The 19,873-nt window shown below is 41.0% G+C and carries 17 protein-coding genes and 1 pseudogene; all 18 read right to left on the reverse strand.

The window, feature by feature from the left end; genetic code table 11:
* Positions 1 to 50: 50 nt before the first annotated feature.
* Positions 51 to 446 (reverse strand): VOC family protein, encoded by a 396-nt coding sequence (locus NR125_RS01535; protein ID WP_009330477.1) that lies wholly within the window; start codon positions 444 to 446, stop codon positions 51 to 53.
* Between the two features lie 600 nt (positions 447 to 1,046).
* A complete protein-coding gene (locus tag NR125_RS01540) occupies positions 1,047 to 1,418 on the reverse strand; it encodes a class I SAM-dependent methyltransferase (protein WP_226280716.1) in 372 nt (123 codons plus the stop codon).
* A 244-nt stretch (positions 1,419 to 1,662) separates the two neighbouring features.
* A complete protein-coding gene (locus NR125_RS01545) occupies positions 1,663 to 2,562 on the reverse strand; it encodes an NAD(P)/FAD-dependent oxidoreductase (protein WP_192908526.1) in 900 nt (299 codons plus the stop codon).
* A 90-nt stretch (positions 2,563 to 2,652) separates the two neighbouring features.
* The gene (locus tag NR125_RS01550; RefSeq protein WP_009330480.1) at positions 2,653 to 3,069 is read right to left on the reverse strand and encodes an Rrf2 family transcriptional regulator; all 417 of its coding nucleotides are present in this window, start codon (positions 3,067 to 3,069) and stop codon (positions 2,653 to 2,655) included.
* A gap of 185 nt (positions 3,070 to 3,254) precedes the next feature.
* Positions 3,255 to 4,709: an SLC13 family permease gene (locus NR125_RS01555; RefSeq protein ID WP_192908525.1), complete on the reverse strand. Its 1,455-nt coding sequence runs from the start codon at positions 4,707 to 4,709 to the stop codon at positions 3,255 to 3,257.
* A 1-nt stretch (position 4,710) separates the two neighbouring features.
* Positions 4,711 to 5,892: a glycerate kinase family protein gene (locus NR125_RS01560; RefSeq protein WP_192908524.1), complete on the reverse strand. Its 1,182-nt coding sequence runs from the start codon at positions 5,890 to 5,892 to the stop codon at positions 4,711 to 4,713.
* A 391-nt stretch (positions 5,893 to 6,283) separates the two neighbouring features.
* A pseudogene (locus NR125_RS01565) lies at positions 6,284 to 6,673 on the reverse strand (SRPBCC family protein); the annotation flags it as partial.
* 45 nt (positions 6,674 to 6,718) lie between these two features.
* Positions 6,719 to 7,495, reverse strand: a complete 777-nt coding sequence (locus tag NR125_RS01570; protein WP_192908523.1) for an SRPBCC domain-containing protein — start codon at positions 7,493 to 7,495, stop codon at positions 6,719 to 6,721.
* A gap of 194 nt (positions 7,496 to 7,689) precedes the next feature.
* Positions 7,690 to 12,078, reverse strand: a complete 4,389-nt coding sequence (locus NR125_RS01575; RefSeq protein WP_192908522.1) for a TIM-barrel domain-containing protein — start codon at positions 12,076 to 12,078, stop codon at positions 7,690 to 7,692.
* 33 nt (positions 12,079 to 12,111) lie between these two features.
* A complete protein-coding gene (pfkB, locus tag NR125_RS01580; RefSeq protein ID WP_009330487.1) occupies positions 12,112 to 13,065 on the reverse strand; it encodes a 1-phosphofructokinase in 954 nt (317 codons plus the stop codon).
* A complete protein-coding gene (locus tag NR125_RS01585) occupies positions 13,052 to 13,882 on the reverse strand; it encodes a tagatose bisphosphate family class II aldolase (protein ID WP_034295910.1) in 831 nt (276 codons plus the stop codon). The genes pfkB and NR125_RS01585 overlap by 14 nt, the downstream gene beginning before the upstream one ends.
* A gap of 29 nt (positions 13,883 to 13,911) precedes the next feature.
* Positions 13,912 to 15,066, reverse strand: coding sequence for an N-acetylglucosamine-6-phosphate deacetylase (gene nagA / locus NR125_RS01590; protein WP_009330489.1), 1,155 nt, complete (start codon positions 15,064 to 15,066; stop codon positions 13,912 to 13,914).
* A complete protein-coding gene (gene agaF, locus NR125_RS01595) occupies positions 15,066 to 15,488 on the reverse strand; it encodes a PTS galactosamine/N-acetylgalactosamine transporter subunit IIA (protein ID WP_009330490.1) in 423 nt (140 codons plus the stop codon). The genes nagA and agaF overlap by 1 nt, the downstream gene beginning before the upstream one ends.
* A gap of 22 nt (positions 15,489 to 15,510) precedes the next feature.
* Positions 15,511 to 16,386 (reverse strand): PTS system mannose/fructose/sorbose family transporter subunit IID, encoded by an 876-nt coding sequence (locus NR125_RS01600; protein ID WP_071156505.1) that lies wholly within the window; start codon positions 16,384 to 16,386, stop codon positions 15,511 to 15,513.
* Positions 16,376 to 17,152 (reverse strand): PTS N-acetylgalactosamine transporter subunit IIC, encoded by a 777-nt coding sequence (gene agaW, locus NR125_RS01605; protein ID WP_192908521.1) that lies wholly within the window; start codon positions 17,150 to 17,152, stop codon positions 16,376 to 16,378. The genes NR125_RS01600 and agaW overlap by 11 nt, the downstream gene beginning before the upstream one ends.
* A 20-nt stretch (positions 17,153 to 17,172) precedes the next feature.
* Positions 17,173 to 17,646 (reverse strand): PTS N-acetylgalactosamine transporter subunit IIB, encoded by a 474-nt coding sequence (agaV, locus tag NR125_RS01610; RefSeq protein ID WP_009330493.1) that lies wholly within the window; start codon positions 17,644 to 17,646, stop codon positions 17,173 to 17,175.
* A 20-nt stretch (positions 17,647 to 17,666) separates the two neighbouring features.
* Positions 17,667 to 18,836, reverse strand: coding sequence for an SIS domain-containing protein (locus tag NR125_RS01615; RefSeq protein WP_009330494.1), 1,170 nt, complete (start codon positions 18,834 to 18,836; stop codon positions 17,667 to 17,669).
* 36 nt (positions 18,837 to 18,872) lie between these two features.
* Positions 18,873 to 19,784, reverse strand: coding sequence for an ROK family protein (locus NR125_RS01620; RefSeq protein ID WP_009330495.1), 912 nt, complete (start codon positions 19,782 to 19,784; stop codon positions 18,873 to 18,875).
* Positions 19,785 to 19,873 lie beyond the last annotated feature (89 nt).

Genomic DNA, 19,873 nt, shown 5'->3' on the forward strand with positions numbered 1-19,873 from the left:
TTTTTTCAATTATGTATTTTTCCATTTAATGATATAAGTTTTAGATAGATTTACTTGGCATTTGCATCCGGCTGGTGAATTCCGAAAATATTCCCTTCAGTATCCTTATAATAACCCTGCCAAGCCATTCCAGGAAGAGCATACTTCGGCAATGCGACAGTGCCGCCATTCTCAATAATTCTGGCTTCGGCTGCATCATAGTCCTCCACACCCATCGTGCAGGCATATCCGTTTAAGGCTTGATTAGCTTCTGGTGGCGGTCCCTGTCTTTGCAACAGAGCACCGTTAATGCCAAGTTCTTCTTCATTTCCAGTCACTGCTCCATAATAAGGCATTCCGGCATACTCACTCCAATCCTGAAATGACCATCCGAATACCTCGCCATAAAACTTCTTGGCGCGCTCCATATCGTCCACATGAACTTCAAAATGAACTAATCTGCCCATAGTCTCCTCCTTTTAATATCGTAATCGCTTACAAATCTATTATAATGCCTATGGAAAAAAGTACAAGGCGCCTTCTTAACCTCTTATTCCTCTTGTTTCTGAAAATTAACAAAAAGATTCGTTAACCAAATTGATACGGGTGCTACAGAGAAATAGGTTAGATACAAGTAAAAATAGACGGTTCCTATTTGCAGGATAAATAGGAGAAAAGGATACGCTTGATACAAAAGTAAAAATAGCACTCAAAATTTATTTATAAACACCCTTGTACAAAATCAAATACAGCACCGGAACTAAAGCGAGTAGCGTTCTCTGATAGTATCAGTGCAGGTGAACGTTTACCTCGCCTGTCTTGTGCAAACCCGACAACGTTTATAAGTATGAAAATAAGAAGCATATGAAACCAAAATTGATGAGTACTCCAGCTCGAGTATTGATTCCAATTATCGCTAGATTGATTTCATAGCCATGTCTCACTCCTTAGTCTTTACTGCCCGCTAAAGAAATGGAGAAGTTCACAGCTCTTCCTCATTTTTCAATTATAATTTTTTAGCTATAATCATATAGATGGCATCTGTTAAAAAAGCTTCATGGATACATTCAGCCCTGCAAGTTTAATTGCTTCTTCCATTTCAGATGAAGCAATTCTGGGATGTCTTTCTTTTGGAAAGTCTTTCTTTTCAATTTCGATACATACGAAATAGCCGCCAGGCATAAACACTCGTTTATTTGCCCCAGTGCACGTAGTAAGGATGGCATCTCATGGAGAACTAATGATGCAAGTGCAAGACCAATACTATTGTCGGGTAATGGAATATGATTAATACTTTCTTTTAGTATTATGATATTTTCATTTTTTTCCTTTTCCGCTTTGGGTTTGATCACATCCAGCATATCTCCATCAATATCTAATGCATAAACCATTCCAGCTGTGGCTCTTGCTGCGGACTGTAATATAACCAGTGCCAGCACCTATATCCGAAATCGTGTACGTATTCTTAATAGGGATCATTCACAGCAGTTTTTTAGTGGAATATCACCTCTTATTTTGGATTTTCCAGAAATTCTATTTTTCTTTCTGCACGTTCCATTTTTTCTTCCATATTGATCAACTCTTCCTTTGGACAATGTGTAACTCACCAAATAATATTAATGGATATTAAAGACACACATACTCTTTAATTATAGTAAAAAAAAGTTTTACTTCCAACACCTTTTAAAAATCTTCATTTACTAAATCATGAACGATTCCTATAGCCGCTTTACTTCCCTCACTGGCAGCAATAATCAATTGTGAAGGTGCCAGGATAGAATTATCACCACTGGCATAAACACCTTCAATATTTGTTCGGCCAAGGGTGTCTGTTTCAATTCCTCCCATATTATTCATCTTGCATCCTAATACTTCTGCAAATGGCGCAGCTTGGGTTAAACCCGTTGTGACAAAGCCTCCAGCCCTAAAAAGTTCATTGCCATTTCTAAATTTTATTTTGGCCAAGCGCCCGCTTTCCCCTTCTAAAGCAGCTATCTCATCATCAAATACCCTTATTTGTTTTCTTATTAATATTTCTTTTTGCTCTTCCGAAAATATCAAATTGCCATTCGTACAAACAGCAAGATTATTACTCCAATTTGAAATCATTTTTGCCATATGGATAGCACGGTTATCCTCTGAGATTAGAACTAATCGGCGGTCTCTTAATTCCCAGCCATCGCAAAATGGGCAACTAAATAAGGTTTTGCCATAAAACTGGTGAATTCCTTCAATTGCTGGAAGTTCATCTTTTAGACCTGTTGCCAAAAGGACCTTTCTGGAGCGAAAGCTTCTGCCGTCTTCTGCACGAACCATGAAAGCATCATTTTCTTTCTTTATATCAGTAACCCGCTGGTTCTCCATTGTGATGTCAGGATAGTTCATTAAATCTTCCCTGGCAATTCTCTTAAACTCAGAAGGTTTGATGCCATCCCTTGTAATAAAACCATGAGATTCGTGAGTTACCGCATTTCTGGGTTTATTCTCATCAAAAAGGATAACCTTTTTCCTTGCCCTTCCAAGAACAAGTGAAGCATTTAATCCGGATGGCCCTCCGCCGATAATGACACAATCTAACAGCATATTTATTTCCTCCTCAATTAAATATATTATAGACTTTTAATATCTATGATTATCACAAAAAAATTACTTAGACTGATTACAATTCTTTTTTTATTTTTTTGTGGAATCAATCTCTTTTGCAATATCAGAAATATATTTTGTATTCAGCTCATCTTTCATCTTTTTCTCAGCTTCAAACATTACCTTTTCAATTAAGCAATCTTCATTTTGTAAATCATCATGTTCCAAAGAACAATGAAACAAGGTGGTGTGCCCTTCGATGGCATGAATGACATCCAGAAAGGAAGTTTTACGCGAATGGCTTACAATGCTGTATCCGCCCTTAACACCAGGAGTTGATTCAATAAGGCCTGCCTTTACAAGTTTCGTGAGAATTTTCGACAGGTAGGTCGGGGAAAGATTTTGGATTTTAGCCAGCTGTTCAACGCCAACAGATTTCCCCTTGGGTGTTAAAGTTAAATATACCATTGTGTGCAATGCATAGTTGGTGGCTTTTGAATATTTCATTTCCTATCTCCTTTATGAATACATTAAAGATCTTTAATGTCTACAATTAACTTTACCCTAAATTTAAGTAACATTCAAGCACACTATCTAATTTTCCCTAACCAGTTCGTTCGGTTCATCCTAATTAAATATATTTCCAATTCAAATGAAAAACCGCATTTTTAAAAATGCGGTAAGTATTTCAGTCAATATAGACTCATACCCGTCCACTGCCAATAAGTACAGTAGAAAATAACTGCAATGGCAATGTAAAGGGGCATTAGGATTGCACTTAACTTAGCTAAAATACCTGCATCATAACTTAATTCATCATCTTCATAAAAAAGGAGCAGTGCCTTAGAACTTACTGGAAAAGTGATGCAGTAGTTCATGCCTATTAAACTGATAAAGACGGCTGCGTATGGATTCATTCCCATTGACTGACTAAACAGAATGATCCCTGGAACCAAAATAATTGCCCTTGTTGTATGGGATGTAATGTATAAATGGCTGGTGACGGTGATGATAAGAATTACTGCTGCCATAATCCAATCCGGAGCATCAGTGAAGATTTGAAGAAAACCTGTAATCTTTCCTTCCATCCAATCTGCCACACCATTTTCAACAAGAATTTTTCCTAGTGCGGATGCTGCTGCAACAAAAAGAATCAAATTCCAAGAAACTGCTTTAAGCCCCTGTTTCCAGGTAATTACACCCATATTCGGCATGGTCAGCGCAATTGCCCCGATTATGGAAACAAATGCAAGATCATATCCATGGAAACTGTCAGTCATCCATCCTATGATCAGAAGAGAAACTATTATTAGAGTTTTAATTTCCGCTCCTGTAAGCGGCATTTGAGGTGGCGTATCCTGTATATTAGGTATAAAAGGTGATTCTTCCAATTCCTTATCGCTCCTCACCATCCACTGAACGGCTATTGAGCTCACGATTGTCATGATCAATGCAAAAGGCAGTCCCCACATTAGCCACTGCAAATAAGAGATGGATTGGCCAGCCCCAGTTTCCAAAAGACCAACACCAATGACATGGGAACCAGCACCAATAAGTGCTGCCGATGTACTCATTAAAATGACAATAGGTATAGTGATTGTTAGAGTTTTTTTCTCTTTTACGGTCAGCCTGCTTGCCAGATGAATAATGACCGGCCTTGCCATGGCAGCTCTGGCGGATGTTGAAGGTATAAAAAAAACAGAGGCGAAAAGAAAGGATATCATCCCACTTTTCAGCTTTGCCGGCGTCCGGCTTTTTCCTAAGATAAACTGAATGAACCGTCCGGTTAAACCTGATTGTTCAACTGCCTCCCCTATGATAAATGCCCCCACCATCAGCCATACCACTTCCTCCGAAAGGGACAGATATAATAGCTCCTGACTCGCTCCATTCATTAAAATGATGAATACGATGCTGGCAAATGCAATGAATCCAGCAGGGAGTTTTGTTGAAATCCATAGTGTTACAGCGGAGAGAAATATGAAAATCGATAACTTTGCTTTATAATCAACCCCATCAGCGAACGCAATCAACAGAAAGAAGAAGACATGGGCGCTGATTATGGCCAGGCTTCTCCCGGAAATACAGTCTATAAGCATAATTAATGGATGGCCGGATTGCCCATGCTTTCCCATTCTAGTCTGCATATTAGACTGCCCCTTCATTGACCCGGTTTCTGCTGGCCATTTTATAGCCAATGTCCACTTGCCGCATGACTGATTCTGTACTGTCCTCAATCCACTGAGGAGCATACAGAATTGCTTTTTCCAGAGATGTCGGCTTTGGAATTATGCTCAAAAAGGCATCTATGCCGGCATCATAATTCAAGGATGCCCCTTTTCCAACCGAACCTGTGATGGCTATGACGGGTATATCGTATTTTTTGGCAATTCTGGCGACTTCAGTCGGTATTTTTCCATTTGGAGTCTGGAAATCGATACTCCCTTCCGCTGTCAGCACGATGTCAGCGGAAGCAATTTTTTCTTCTATCTTTATGTATTTTCTTATAAGGCTGAAACGAGGATGAAGCACTGCCCCAGCAAAAACAGCCAAACCTGCCCCGAGCCCTCCTGAGGCACCGCTTCCCTCGAGGTATCTGACATCGAACCTATAACTTTCTTCTAAAAGATTCGCATAGTGCTCCATGGCTTCGGATAATATTTTTACCTGCTCTTTGGTTGCACCCTTTTGCGGGCCAAATATCCTCGCTACTCCATTGTCCCCGCATAAAACATTTTTCCAATTGCAGGCCACGTCAATTTCAATTTGCCTGACTCGCTTGTCCATGTCTGAGTCATCTATTTGCTTTATTCTTAATAAATCAGCACCTCCCTTTATTTCGGCTACATTTCCATTACCATCCAAAAACCGGACACCAAGTGCCTGGGCCATCCCTGCCCCCCCATCTGAAGTGCCGGAGTCGCCGCAGCCGATCAAAATACGATCAGCTCCAAAATCCAAAGCAGCAAGAATCAGTTCCCCTACCCCATAAGTAGTCGTCAGTAAAGGATTGCGCTCCTGCAGGGGAACATGCTTCAGACCTGCCACTGCAGCCATCTCTATAACAGCAGTCATTTCACCATTTTCTGCAAAAATGCCGAAATGGGCATTTACCTTTTTGCCGACAGGACCCGTCGCATCTACGTAAATCAAGTGACCGCCTTTTAATCTCGTAATGGTTTTTGCAAACCCTTCTCCGCCATCAATCATAGGAATTATTTCAATGTCGGCTTCCCCGTTATAACGCTGCGCTCCCCTTTCCATCGCCAGCGCCACATCCTCCGCATCCAGGCACTCTTTAAAACCAGACGGTATAATCACAATTTTCATTTAGCTTTCCTCCTAAATTAGTTAGTAATTGTAATGTACCTTCCAAAAACTAGAATTCTTTTAAAATATCATTAAAAAATGATGAGAATGGCGCTGCCCCTATCTGCTAAAAGGAGCATCTACTATAAATTAGTTTTATAAAAAAGGGGAACATAACCAAACTAAGCCGCCCTAAATAGGACGGCTTAGTTTGATTTGATAGGGATTGGACGGTTTTAAAATTGCTAATTGAATAATGAGGCATTAGTATCGCCATATGTATGCTTTAAGGTGAAAACTGCAGCTTATTAATAAGGTGCCCAGCCCGTTAAACAGCCTTTTTAAAGCTGCATAGGGCATACACCTTATGTGAACCCACAGAAAAACCTTCCTGCCGGATGGATGATAAAAATTATTTTTCAAGTATGGCTTTGATTTTTTTTAAATCCTTCATATTTGCTCTTCTCATCATCGGTTCCATCAATGGAGACATGACCTTATTAAACCCTTTTGGGTTCCCTTTATTTCTTAATGTCATGAGGGTATGATTTTCATCGATCGCTTGCCATGTATAGATAGTCTCCATTGGAAATGGTCCATTTGCAGTTTTCATTACCAATATTTCATCTGGAATATAATCAGTAATTTCGTAAACATAAGCAAGTTCCCGGCCAAGAAACTTCGCTCTAAAAGCAATCTGTGATCCTAGTTGAAGCGGTTTTGGTGTCTTCCACTCAACAGCATGTATATTGACATACCATTCAGGAGCATGATCGGGATTTGAAGCATACTCTGACACTTGTGAAGCAGGACAATGTGATTACATCTACCATCTTGTCCTCCAGAATTAGTTCGATTCTACGTATTTTTTTAGCAGGGTTCCAAGCAGGTATTCCCATCCCTTGGAATGCTCCTCTTCCCATTGCTCCTGAATAACACCAGAGGCTGTATGGGAAAGCTGCAGCAGCGTCCCTCCTTCTTTCTCAAGAAGACGATACGTATAGGCACTGTTTACCGCTCCATGCATGCCCAGATGGCCGTGCAGCCGTATTTCTTCAGGCGCATTCACATAGTATACATTCCCCCAGACTGCGCCTTCTTTTTCACCCCATTTTTCGGTGAATTGCCCTCCTGGAACAGGCACAAACGTAAAGTGGGATGTTACTCCTTTTGGAGCTATGCGAAACTCCCACCACTCTTCCACCTTTTCGGTTAATGCCCTAAATACTTCTTCTCGTGGTGCATCAAGAAATATCTCCTGTTCAATGCGAAACTCCTTTGCTGAATCCATCGGTTTGTCTCCTCCTTTATCTTGAACGGCCCTCCGTAAATTCAACAGCGAGCTGGCTGCGGATTTCATGTATTTACCTACCCAGCGCTCATGCATTTCCTGAAGGGGCACTGCATTAAGAAAATGCCTTTTATATTTTCCTTCTCTCCGTACCAAAACTAATTTGCCTTCCTCTAAAATATTTAGATGCTTCATAATGGCATACCTTGTAACTTCAGGAAAATAGTCGTTAAGTTCTCCGGTCGTTCTTGGCGATTTCTTAAGAATATCGAGAATTTCCCTGCGGATTGGATGTCCCAATGCCTTAAAAACGGTGGAAAGCTCGTCGCTCATTACATCGGCCCTTTCGTTATAAATAAAAGTTTAACATGTGACGTTATGGTAACATGTTGATCATCACCAGTCAAGATAACCATGAAAACCCCTCTATCTAAATCCGTTGTTACTTATAAATTGATTTCTTAAATCCTAACGAAGAAAAGCCATGGAACTATCCATGGCTTTCTTCAATTCTTTTTTAATTGCTCTCAATTGGCAGCGTTTCTCTTCCAGAATTGTACTTCTGCAACTGAAAGCATAAGCGGCCCACTATGAGATTCTTCAAATATAATTTTGAACTTAACCATTTTCTTGCCGGATGGCATTTGAGTATGTTCAGTTAAATCGCAGGTTACAGATTTATCGCTTGACCCGACTTCCATTCTACCCAAATCATACTCATTCCCTTCTTCATCAAAAGCTTTTGCACGAAGGGCTTTTATTTTCCCATTGGTATAAAGCGGTCTGTTGAATACTTCAAATCTGGTAAGTTCTGTTGGACTATTAAAGCTGAAATCAACCTCTAATGGAAGAGAAATACCATCGGCTTCCGTAATGCTCCACTTAAGCTCAGCCAGGGAAGATTCACTTATTTCACCGTCAATTAACCGCGGGAAGGCTTCAGCACCATCCTGCATTTTATCTGCTTCACCAGATACAGCGATATCCCTTGCCGTCATGAGCAGTTCCTTCGGCTCTTCAGGCTGCTCGACTTCTCCAGGCTCTTCTCCAGGCTTTAAAACCTGACCGATTTCATCGATGGTATCAAAGCTTGTATTCACAAGCAAGGATCTCGTAATCGGTATATCAAACTCTAAATCTTTCTTCGCTTTTAGCTTAATGACTGCCAGAGTTGATGTGCCTTCTAACGTTTCAAAAGAACCTTTGTTTGAAAAAGCAGCCATAATTCTTTGCTTCTCATTGCCTATTCCTGCAAGAATTGAATAATTCAGCATATTCGCGGTAGAAGCAGCAGAGTCGGCAATTCTCTCCCCACATTCAGATCCTTCTAAACACTCTTTTACAATTTCATACTTATTTGGATCAATTTCAAGTTCAAGATTGAAGGCATTAATATCCTTCATCCCTGCACCTATTACCTCTACTGCAAACTCTTCCCCTGCTTTTAATTGCTGCTTATCAGGACGAATGCTCAGCAGTCCTGCTGCAGGACGCTTAGTCGGCTGGAGCTGTGTCTCACCAAGCTGTCCTGCTACATACATTAAATCATAAGAATCAATCACGCCATTATAGTTAATATCAACTTTGGACACCTGATCCCAAGAAGTATCTGTGGTGTCCACACCCATATAACTGGCAAAGAAAAGCAGGTCCTCTTCGTCTATGGCACCATTAGGTATATTTTCACCGACTACCATTCCTTCAGTTTTATCCTTTTTGTAAGGCCTGAATTCCTGTGCAGATCCGAATTTTCCCACAGCATCCTTAATCGTTAATTTAATATACCGTGCAGTTACCTCTTCGTTGAATTGAATCGTTTTTGTCTCATTGCTCCTAATAAAAGTGCCATCGGTAATAACATTTTTGTATGTCTTCCCATCAAGGCTGACATCCAGGTCATACTTAAGAATTGTTCCGTTCCCTGCATCCGGCCTAGGCACATACTCCAGCTTATCTAATTGATAGGCAAGCTTCATATCAATCTCAAAGGTATGAGGAAGAACGTTTCCTGACCCCCAAGCTGTATGCCATTGTGTTTTTTCATCTCCGTCTACTGCTCTCGATGCTTCGCTCCCAGGCTGATTGCTTGAGGCATTGGCTGTCATATTCTTCGGAACGTTTCTGAATCGATCAAGCTTGGTTTTTACGGTTATTTCATCACTCCAGTCTGATGCACCCTTTGTATTAACTGCCCGGATACTATATCTGTATTCTGTGTCAAAGTTTAGATTATCGTGCTCGAAAAACGGCTTCTCATTTTCTTTTTCGAAATAAACATTTTTGTATATCATTCCATTAATTTTAAGGTCATAGGAAAGATTTTCACCTTCAACTTTATTCCAATTAAGTTTTATGCTTTTATCTGTAATATTTTCATCTGCGGCTCCGAGTCCGTAAGGCACATCAGGCACTTCTGTATCTTTTACTTCTTTCTCTTGCGTGTTGTTAAATCCATTTACCGTAAGCATCACTTGATTCTTGGTTATATCCGTTTTTGCAATCTTTACAAATAACTTCGGTGCAGTAGTTACCTTTGTTTTGGCGAACTCAGAGCCTTCCGTTGAATATTTATTAAGATTCGGACTTTCATTGTAGAAATAAACATTTTCAGAGCGGCTGTATTCTTCCTCTGTTAAAGCTTTTCGCAGTTTATTATTTTTGCCGCCAACCTTTACAGTTACAGATTCAGGCTGCTTTCGTGTATTAACGAGGAATTCGGTTCCTCTTTCCTTGACCATTCCTTTGTAGCCTTTTCCTTTTGCTTTATGAACGGTAATTTTTACTTTATCATTTGCTACGACAGATGAAATCCTGGTTTTTGTATTCTTCCCAGATTTGTAATCAGTTGTTTTACCGTCATCCTCATAAAGAGTAAATTCAGATTTCCCTGCTGGATATATATCAAAAATTCGATTTTCAGATCCATCCAGCTCATTAATCGCATTGTTTTCAGGAGCCATTGGGATGATAGCTCCATTTTTCACGAAGACTGGTGTCTTCCACAATGGGGCGTCAAAATTATTTAAAACTGCTCCGCCCTGATACTGCTCACCTGTAAAGTAATCGATCCAAACCTGTTCAGAATCCGGTAAGTAGATTCCGTTTCTTACACCAGCTGCATGATCCTTTTCATTGTAGACAGGCGCTATCAGTAAATTTGGCCCCCACATATATTGGTACTGTGTATCAGTGCCATACGTAAATGGATCTTCTGGATACTCCAGCATCATTCCCCGGACAGAAGGCATAGAGGTAGAAGTGGATTCTTCTGCAATCGTATAAATGTATGGCATCATTTGCGCTTTTAGCTTCAGATACATGCGGTTTATGGAAGTATAAGGTTCGCCATAATTCCACGGGTTTTTGGATTTGCTGTAATCGTTTCCGGATGACGCCCATCCATCCATATCAATTTGAATTGGCGAGAAAGCCTTCCATTGAAAATCTCTTGTCTGGATGACTGGATCTCCTCCAAAAATACCATCCATGTCCGAACCAACATTCGGATTGCCGGATAATCCCGCTCCAATGTATGTTGGGATATGCATGCGGATGTATTCCCACTCCCCTCCATACTGGTCACCAGACCAAAGAGTGGCATAACGCTGGGTGCCTGCCCATCCATCGAGACTAATCACAAACGGGCGTGCTCCGCCTGAGTTTTCCTGCTTTTCGATTCCTTCAGCAGCCTGGCGTGTTGCGTTAAGAGCCATGGAATAGCCCTGTCCTACCCATGCAACATCCGTTTTAACAGCTCTTACTCCCGCCTTCACTTCACCATCAAGATCCCTTCGCAATGGGCTATCCTCAGGCAGGCTCGGGTCTGGGTATAAATTGCTTTGTGTCCAGAGGCCTACTTCAACATCTTTCTCATTTGCTTCATCTGCAAATTTCTCCAAATTCTCTAATCCACCATAGCCGCATCCATAACCGTCATTCGGCAAAAACCAGCCGAGCGGCATATCCTTCTCCACATATTGATTTAATGTATCCAAGCCTTTGCCAAGGAGGGTTCTCTGGTCTTTATGACCGTTGTGAGTGCCATTAAAGCAATCTGCGTGCCCTAAATAAAACGCATATTCCGGCATTAATGCTGCTTCTCCAGTCAGCTCGGTATATTCGTTAATAATTTCCGGAATGGAGTCTTCAACAAAGTAATAAGCGTCAAATCTATTTTCCTCATGTGAAAAAGTTGCCGTTTTGGAAAAGTCATAGACACCCGGCTTAAACGTATTTCTCATCACTCCATATCCTTCAGTGCTCAAGTAGAACGGAACAGGGCTTGATGCTGCACCTGCATCCCATCCGCCTCCGATGGAGATATTTACTTTATTATTTTTGTGAGAGTAGTAGCCGTTTTGCTGTCCTCCACCGTAAAAGTATTCACCATCTTTTGTATTAAGTGTCTGAACTGCGCTATTCGCTTCAAGAGAAAGCGGCTCCTTCTCACTCCAGATAACCTTGTTATTTTGTTTATTAATCATGCTCATTTTGGAGTCAGTTTTGGAGATTTTTAGTTCCAATATTTTTGTATATATCCTATAAAAATCGGAATCTTCTTTTACCTTTACGTTTACGGTTCCATATTCTTTTTGGTAGTCGTTTTTATCTTTATCCACGATTTTCGTCACATGGTCAGGCTTGTTAGGTGTTGGGTATTCAGGAAATTCACTGCTCGGATCCAGATGAAGCCTGAAAACATTGTCTTTCAGAAAGCTTAATTTAATTCCTTTTCCAGAAGAGAAATCAAGATAAATATCACTGCCTTCTTTTTGTATCCTACTAACTTTGCCGATGGAAGAAGTATCTGAATTTTCTTCAGCATCAGCCGCACTGAGTGGAATAAGCGATATGACCAAAAGGAATGAAAGAAATATAGAGGCAAATCTTTTCTGTTTATTTCGCTTTCTTAACAATATCCGGCACCTCCGCGATCTTTTGAAAAATTTTTATAAACTGCCTGACCAAGTTGAGTTTATTGAAATTTGTTCAATCAATGTATTCAAGTTTTGGAGATTTATATATCCAGTCCTCTCTTCCATTGCGTTTGCTGAGCCGCAAGCAGAAGCCAGGATCAGAGTATCCTTTACTGAATATCCTTTTGAAAGTCCAGCGGCAAAACCTGCAATAAATGAATCTCCGGACCCCACAGGGCTAACTGCCCGAATTTCTGCAGTTGCCACTTTCATCCGTTCCCCTTTATAATGAACGAATGATCCCCTTTCACCGTCTGAAACAATTACAATCTCTATGCCGTTCTCAGCTATCTTCTCCATCGATTTCCAGATTTCTGTTTCTTCCCGGCAGGGACGGCCAAGAAGCCCTTCAAGTTCCTCACGATTAGGTTTGATTAAATAAGGTCCATAAGACAGAGATTCGGCTAGTGCCTCTCCACTGGTATCCAGGAGAACTTTGACTCCATGATTTTTAGCCTCTTTTATCATCCATTGATAGAGGCTGTATGATACTCCAAGGGGCATTGAACCACTTACTATAAGGATTTGAGCTTCAGGTATTAAGATGCGCAAGCGCTGTTTTAACTCTTCCTGCTCCAAGACGGATATGAAGGGCCCTTCCTCAAGAATTTCTGTCTGATTATTTCTGTTGTCAAGAAAGGCAAGACACTGCCTTGTTTCCCCTGCAATCTTCACAAATTCATCACGGACACCAAGGTTTACCAGCTCATTCCGGATAAAATCCCCGTTGCTCCCCCCTAAAAAACCGGTTGCCGTCACACTTTCTCCAAGAATGCTCAACACCCTTGTAACGTTCAGTCCTTTTCCTCCTGCAGTTTTAAGGGGACTTTTCGTACGTGTGCTTCTTCCAATCTTAAGGTATTCCAGGCGGTAGACAGTATCTATAGCGGGGTTAAGGGTAACGGTTAGTATGCTAGGCTTTATCATTGCTGCCACACATAAGAATTTTTTCCTCGACTACCTTCTTCATCGCGTCTTTGCCTGGAGTCATATATTTTCGGGGATCATTTGCATCCGGGTTCTCGATAAAGTATTGTTTGACCGCATTAGAAAATGGGATTTTTAGGTCTGTTGCAATATTTACCTTGCAAATACCGAGTTCTATTGTTCTCTTCACCATTGTATCCGGGATATCGGAAGCCCCATGAAGGACGAGAGGAATAGAAACCATGGAGCGGATCTCATCCAGCCTATCAAAGTCAATTTTAGGCTCACCCTTGTATAATCCATGTGCAGTTCCAATAGCAACTGCCAAAGAGTCAATCCCGGTTAACTCCACAAATTTTCCAGCCTGCTCCGGATTGGTATACTTCGCGTCCTTTTCATCCACAACGAGGTCGTCTTCTACTCCCCCTAGACGGCCTAATTCAGCCTCAACAGAGACCCCATATTCATGGGCATAATCGACAACTTCCTTTACAATCTTGACATTTTCTTCAAAAGGATGATGGGAGGCATCGATCATCACAGACTTAAAACCAAATTCAATATATTTCTTGATTTCTTCAAAACTCTCAAAATGGTCAAGGTGGAGAGCGATCGGAATCTCATATCTTTTTGCTGCAGCATTTCCAATTGACACCAAATAGTCACCGCCTGAATAAGAAATGGTACCTGGTGTGGAAGCCAGTATGACAGGTGAGTTCAATTCTGCTGCAGTATCCACCACCACTTGGAATGTTTCAAGGTTGTGGATATTAAAGGCAGGAATCGCATATTCTTCTTGCTGGGCTTTTCTGAACATATCAATGGTGTTTACAATGTTATTTTTACTCAATTTATTTTCTCCTCCATAAAAGCAACTTTTCCATTAACAAAGGTGGCTATTACATTGAATGCATCGTCAATAACAGCTGCATTTAACTTTTTTCCAATTTCAATGGTGCCGATTTCATGATCAACACCCAGCAATTTAGCTTGATTTATAGTAGCCATCGGCAAAATGGATTCAAGCGGCAGCCCTAGAACCTCCTTTGTGTTTCTTAAGCAGCTCATTAAATTTGCAGTACTGCCTGCCAGGGATCCAGTCTCCATTGTTCTGGCTATTCCGTCTTTTACTCTGACAGTTAGGCTTCCAAGCTTATACTTCCCATCCGGTAAATCCGCTGCGGCCATACTGTCGCTAATTAATAGAATCTGGTCTGCTCCTTTTGCTTTGTGAAGCAGTTGAATACCTGCTGGATGCACGTGTTCCAAATCAGCTATCAACTCGCAAAAAATATGTTCATTTGTCAGGAAAGCTCCCAGACATCCCGGATCACGATGGGTGAATCCACGCATTCCGTTAAACGTATGAACTGAAATACTAGCCCCGCTATCTATTGCCAGATTGGCAGTTTCATAGTCTGCATTGGTATGTCCCAGTGAGACAAGAATTCCCAGACTTTTCAGATAGGGAATAACCTTTAAAGCCATCTCCTTTTCCGGTGCCAGCGCTAGAATTTTAATCGTATTTTGGGATGCTTTAATTAACTCATCAATTTCTTCCATTGATATTTCTCGCATGTAATTCACAGGATGCGCGCCTCTGTGCTCAGAGGCTAAATAAGGTCCTTCAACATACGAACCGAGGATTTCTGCTCCAGCTGTCTTTCCTATTTGTCTGCCAATCTCGCTAACGGCAGCCTTTATTTTCTCAAAATCATGCGTAAGAGTTGTAGGCAAAAAGGACGTCACCCCATGCCTTGCAAGTGATATAGAAATCTCCTGCAAAGCTTCCGGCGCTGCATCCATCGTGTCATTCCCTGAAATGCCATGGATATGAATATCAATAAGACCAGGGATAACGGAAAATCCCGAGAAATCATGTATCTGGCAGTCTGGTTCCTCTTCCGTAATATCCGTTATGAATCCATTCTTATAAATCACAAATCCTGAATGTATTCTGCTGTTAGGGTCATAGATTTTATCTGCACAAATAGCCTCCATTAAATGCCTGCTCCATCTCTCTTGAGGCGATCAGATTTCTGGAAACATTTTATCGCTTCTTTTCCTGAAGTGATGGCTATTTCTTTTAGTTCGTCTATGGAGACATTGTCTTTGATAATGGCGGTTTCCATAACCATTGCCAGATTTGCTCCGCCAATAACAGCAGTATCCTGTTTGTCGTTTGTTAGAGAAACAGCCGTTTTAAAGGGCGAACCTCCCACAAGGTCGCACAGAACGAGTACCCCATTGCAGCACTTTAAGTTTGCCAATGCTGCTTTCATCTTTACTTCAAGATCTGATGTAGATTCTGATTCTAAGAAATCAACATACTCTATACGTGGCTGTTCCCCTGCAATCAACTTCACTGAAGAGTGAAGACCTGCAGCAAAGGAACCATGCCCTGAAACAATTAAACCGTTCATTATTTTTCCTCCTCACTCCCGTTTAAAGAATGGTGCCGAATGGGAATGGTATCTTACCAATAATGCCAATAACAACTGTAATCAGAATTAAAATAACAGGGGACAAGCCTCTTTTTAGCAAGTAATACATTAATAAGGTATAGCCTAACGGCAGCATGTTTGGCATGATCTTATCCAGCAAATCTTCCTGCAGGGCAATTTCAGCTTTGCCTGCATGAATGACCAGATTTGCCTTTAACTGCACAAATGAGGCAATAAGCCCGCCTACCACTGTCAAGCCAACGATAGAGGCAGCATGAGACACTTTCTTGGTGTTTTCTTTTAATGAGCTGATGGCATTGGTTCCAGCATTATAGCCATATCGCATAAGACCGAAGCGCAGTCCAAAATGGACGACATTGAATATAATAAGGAACACAAGTGCACCTATTGGATTGCCATCTGCTCCGAGCGAAGCACCTATACCAACACAAATAGGCAGAAGTGTTAACCAAAACAAGGCATCCCCGATACCACCCAGGGGACCCATCATGGCAACCCGGATAGCACGTATGGTATTCCGGTTTTGTTTTCTCTCCTCCATTGCGAGGACAATTCCCATAATGATGTTTACTAGAAAAGGATGGGTATTAAAGAATTCCATATGGCTTTTCATTGATTCACTAAGGTCATGCTTATTTTTGTGAACCTTCTTTAGTCCTGGAAGAATAGAGTATAGCCAGCCTGCTGCCTGCATTCTTTCATAGTTGAAAGATGCCTGAAGCAATAGTGAGCGCCAGACCATTTTGTTGAGGTCTTTTTTTGTAATTAACTGTTCGGCTGAAGAATCTTCATAAAACTCAGGATTGTTTGCCTGAACAGAAATTTCCGGTTCAATCGCTGCATTTTCAGATGCCACGGCCCCTCGCCCCCCTCATAGCAGCTCCCTGGCCGCCAGATGTTTTATAAAAGTCATACATAGCAATTGCCAGACCGATTAGCGCGACAGCAATAATCGGCATTTGTAAATAAGTAACAAGGATGAATCCAACTATAAAATAGGCAATATACTGTTTCTTAAGCATAATTTTTAAAAGCATGGCAAACCCAATGGCTGCCATCATACCGCCAGCTGTACCGAGACCTGCAATGATCCAGGCAGGAAGTGATTCGACTACACTCTTGGCTGCATCAGCTCCAAAGTAGATTGGAAGGAATGCAACCACAAAATAGAAAACGAATAGTGTTGCTATTCCAAGGTAATTAATCCTGTCGATGCCTTTTGTATTTGCTTCTTCGGCATATTTGTCAGCTTTATGCATGACAGGTGAAAAGGCCGTAAACATTAATGTGATGCAAGCCTGGACTGCAACGGCAAATGGAACGGCAACTCCTATTGCAACCTGAGGCTCCTGCCCAGTTAAAATCGCAAATGCTGTACCAATTATTCCGCCGATTACAACGTTTGGAGGCTGAGCTCCTGCAAGCGGTACCATTCCTGCCCATACTAATTCAATTGCAGCCCCGGTCATCACACCAGTAGGCAAATCGCCTAGAATTAACCCAACAATGACTCCAGTTACAATAGGGCGGTGAATGTGTAACAAACCGTTAAACAAATCGATGCCGGCAATACCTGCCCAAATGGCAATCAACAATGCCTGAAGCAATATTTCCTGATCCATCCTTCACACCATCCTTTCCCTTAAAGGAATTTATAAATGTCATCTGGCCTTTCATCAGGAACACGGCGCACTTCGAGTTTCACACCATGTTCTTTTAGTTTGCGAAATGCTTCTTTGTCAGCATCATCAACAGAAACGGTGGAGTAAATTTGTGTCTTCCCTTCAGAATAGTGCATATTTCCAATATTCACTTTGTCGATCGGAACACCTCCTTCGACAAGCCTCAGGACATCCTGAGGAGTTTTAGAAACTAAGAAGATATATTGATCTTCTGATGCATCATGAATAATGTCTGCAGTTGTCTGGATCGAGAAAAAACGGACACCGATTGCTTCAGGGACTACCATTTCCATTAAGTCTTGCTGTACTTCATCTTCAGCTACCTCATCATTTGCTACAACAATGAGGTTAGCCCCAAGGTGATTAACCCAGGTAACACCTACCTGACCATGGACAAGCCGGTTATCAATTCGTGTCAATAAAATGTTTGGCACTTTGTATTCCCCCTCTTTTTTTAAAAGTTATATATGTTAACTCCTTTAACAACCCTATTAACTATTCCGGTTGGGCTAGGATTATCAGGTGTCACACCCAGGTGGATGGAGTTAAACAACGCAAATAACTGTCCGATAATTAAGTAATTCAATGCAATCAAGTGGTCTTCTAGGTAAATATTCTCCTGTTCCGGAATAATAAAGGCGCAGTCACATAATTCATCAATTCCTTCATCAATGGTGTTTGCAATTGCTACCACTGTTTTACTGCCGCCATCATTCTTTAACTCTTGCAATAAATCAATCTCGTATTTTCTGGTATAAGGATCATTGGAAATAAAAACGAAAATCAGGGTTTCGTCATCAACCAGTGACTTCGGGCCATGTCTAAACCCAAGAACCGATTCGTGAAATGTTGGTATCTTCCCGGAAGTAAGCTCCAAATGCTTTAAGCTCGCCTCCTGGGACAAGCCTTTTAAAGTTGACGAACCAAGATACACAACTCTTTTCTTATTGAGGCTGACAATACTTTTTAACGTTTCATATTTCGTGGTTAAAATGCTCTCAGCGTTTTTGGAAACAGCTTCTGCTTTTTTCTTTAACACTTCGAATCGATTTAACTGGAAAGTAAGGAGAGCAGAAAGGTACATACAGCTGAAAGAGCTTGTCATCGCAAACCCCTTGTCATTTGCTTTTTTCGGCATTAAAAGGAGCAAAGAATTTTCGTCTTTTCCAGCCTCCTTTGCAAGCTGTCCATCTGGATTGCATGTGATGATTATTTGGCTAACATTGTTGATCAGCTTTTTAGCCAAACTGTAAGTAGCAACTGATTCAGGGCTATTTCCACTTCTGGCAAATGATACTAAAACGGTGGGAACCTCTGGCTTCAAATAATTCAGCGGGTTTGTAACAATATCCGTAGTCGAAATTGAGTCAATTTGATAAGGGAGTTCTTTTCTTAAATGAGGTGTTAAAGTATCCCCAACATATGCCGATGTACCTGCTCCAGTAAAAATAATCCGTGCCTGTTTGGCAATCAGCTTTCGACTGATAAAATCCTTAATGACCGCTTTTTGTTTTTCGATAATACTAACTGTCTGAAGCCAGAGTTCCGGCTGTTGAAGAATTTCTTTTACAGTGTGCTGCGCGCCTTTTAGTTCTTCTTCGTGTAAATTTTTTACTGAACCCATAGGAATTCACTCCATTCTTGATATCTATTAACTTTCTTATAAAGGGCTGTTTCCCATCCTTTTTACCGAAGTTCGATACAGACATCCAAATAATCCGGCATCCGCTTTTAACTTGCTTAAATGCACCCTTTTTTCAATCCCCTCCTGGAGCGGGTTTTGCACTATATTTTTAAGTTCCTGTTTTATAAGATCAAGAAATTCAGGCTGGTTAATAATAACCCCTCCACCAACCACGACCAAATGTGGATCGACTATGGTAAATAGCTGATGTAATCCTCTTGCAATACACCTTGCAGCTCTATGAATCATCTCAGAGGCCTGAAGGTCTTCACGATGATATAGATCCATCACTTCAGCAACGGTGAATCCCGGGTTAAATATTTTATTTGCTTTTACTCCAATGGCCGTTCCTGAAGCAAGATTCTCTAAGCTTATGAGTTCATCCCCATTATCCAATAGGGTGAGTCCGATCTCTCCAGCAATTCCTGCTCCTCGCAAAAACTTACCTTCAGATAGCAGACATGAGGAAATACCCGTACTAATCGTTACATAGGCAAAAGTCTCCTTTGCCATTTTCCATTCAGTCCATTCACCATAAGCAGCCATATACACATCGTTATCCATCACTATTTCTACATTAGGAAAAAATATCTTGAGCTTTTCTCTAAGGGGAAAATTCCTCCATGGCAGATTATTTTGATAAACAGCAAGCCCATTAACTGAATCCACTTTTCCTGGAATCCCCAATCCAATGAAGCTGATTTCTTCCGGTTTTAGTTTTTCGGCTTCCATTATTTGAAAAAACAAGGCAAGTATACGTTCAAATAGCGCATTTGCATCAAGTGATATACTGCCAGCCTGTACTCGTTGTTTTAATGTCTTTTCATTATCAGAAACAAAGGCAGCTGCGATCTTTGTACCGCCGATGTCAGCTACTAATGCTGTCATATTTCTACTCCCTTCTGAATGGTTTCAACAATTGCATTACAACCCGTCTATAGGAAGATGGGTTGTTGGTACAAGTTAACGGAAAATTT

The sequence above is a fragment of the Cytobacillus sp. Bac17 genome (assembly GCF_024519925.1).
GTDB classification, from domain to species: Bacteria; Bacillota; Bacilli; order Bacillales; family Cytobacillaceae; genus Cytobacillus; species Cytobacillus pseudoceanisediminis.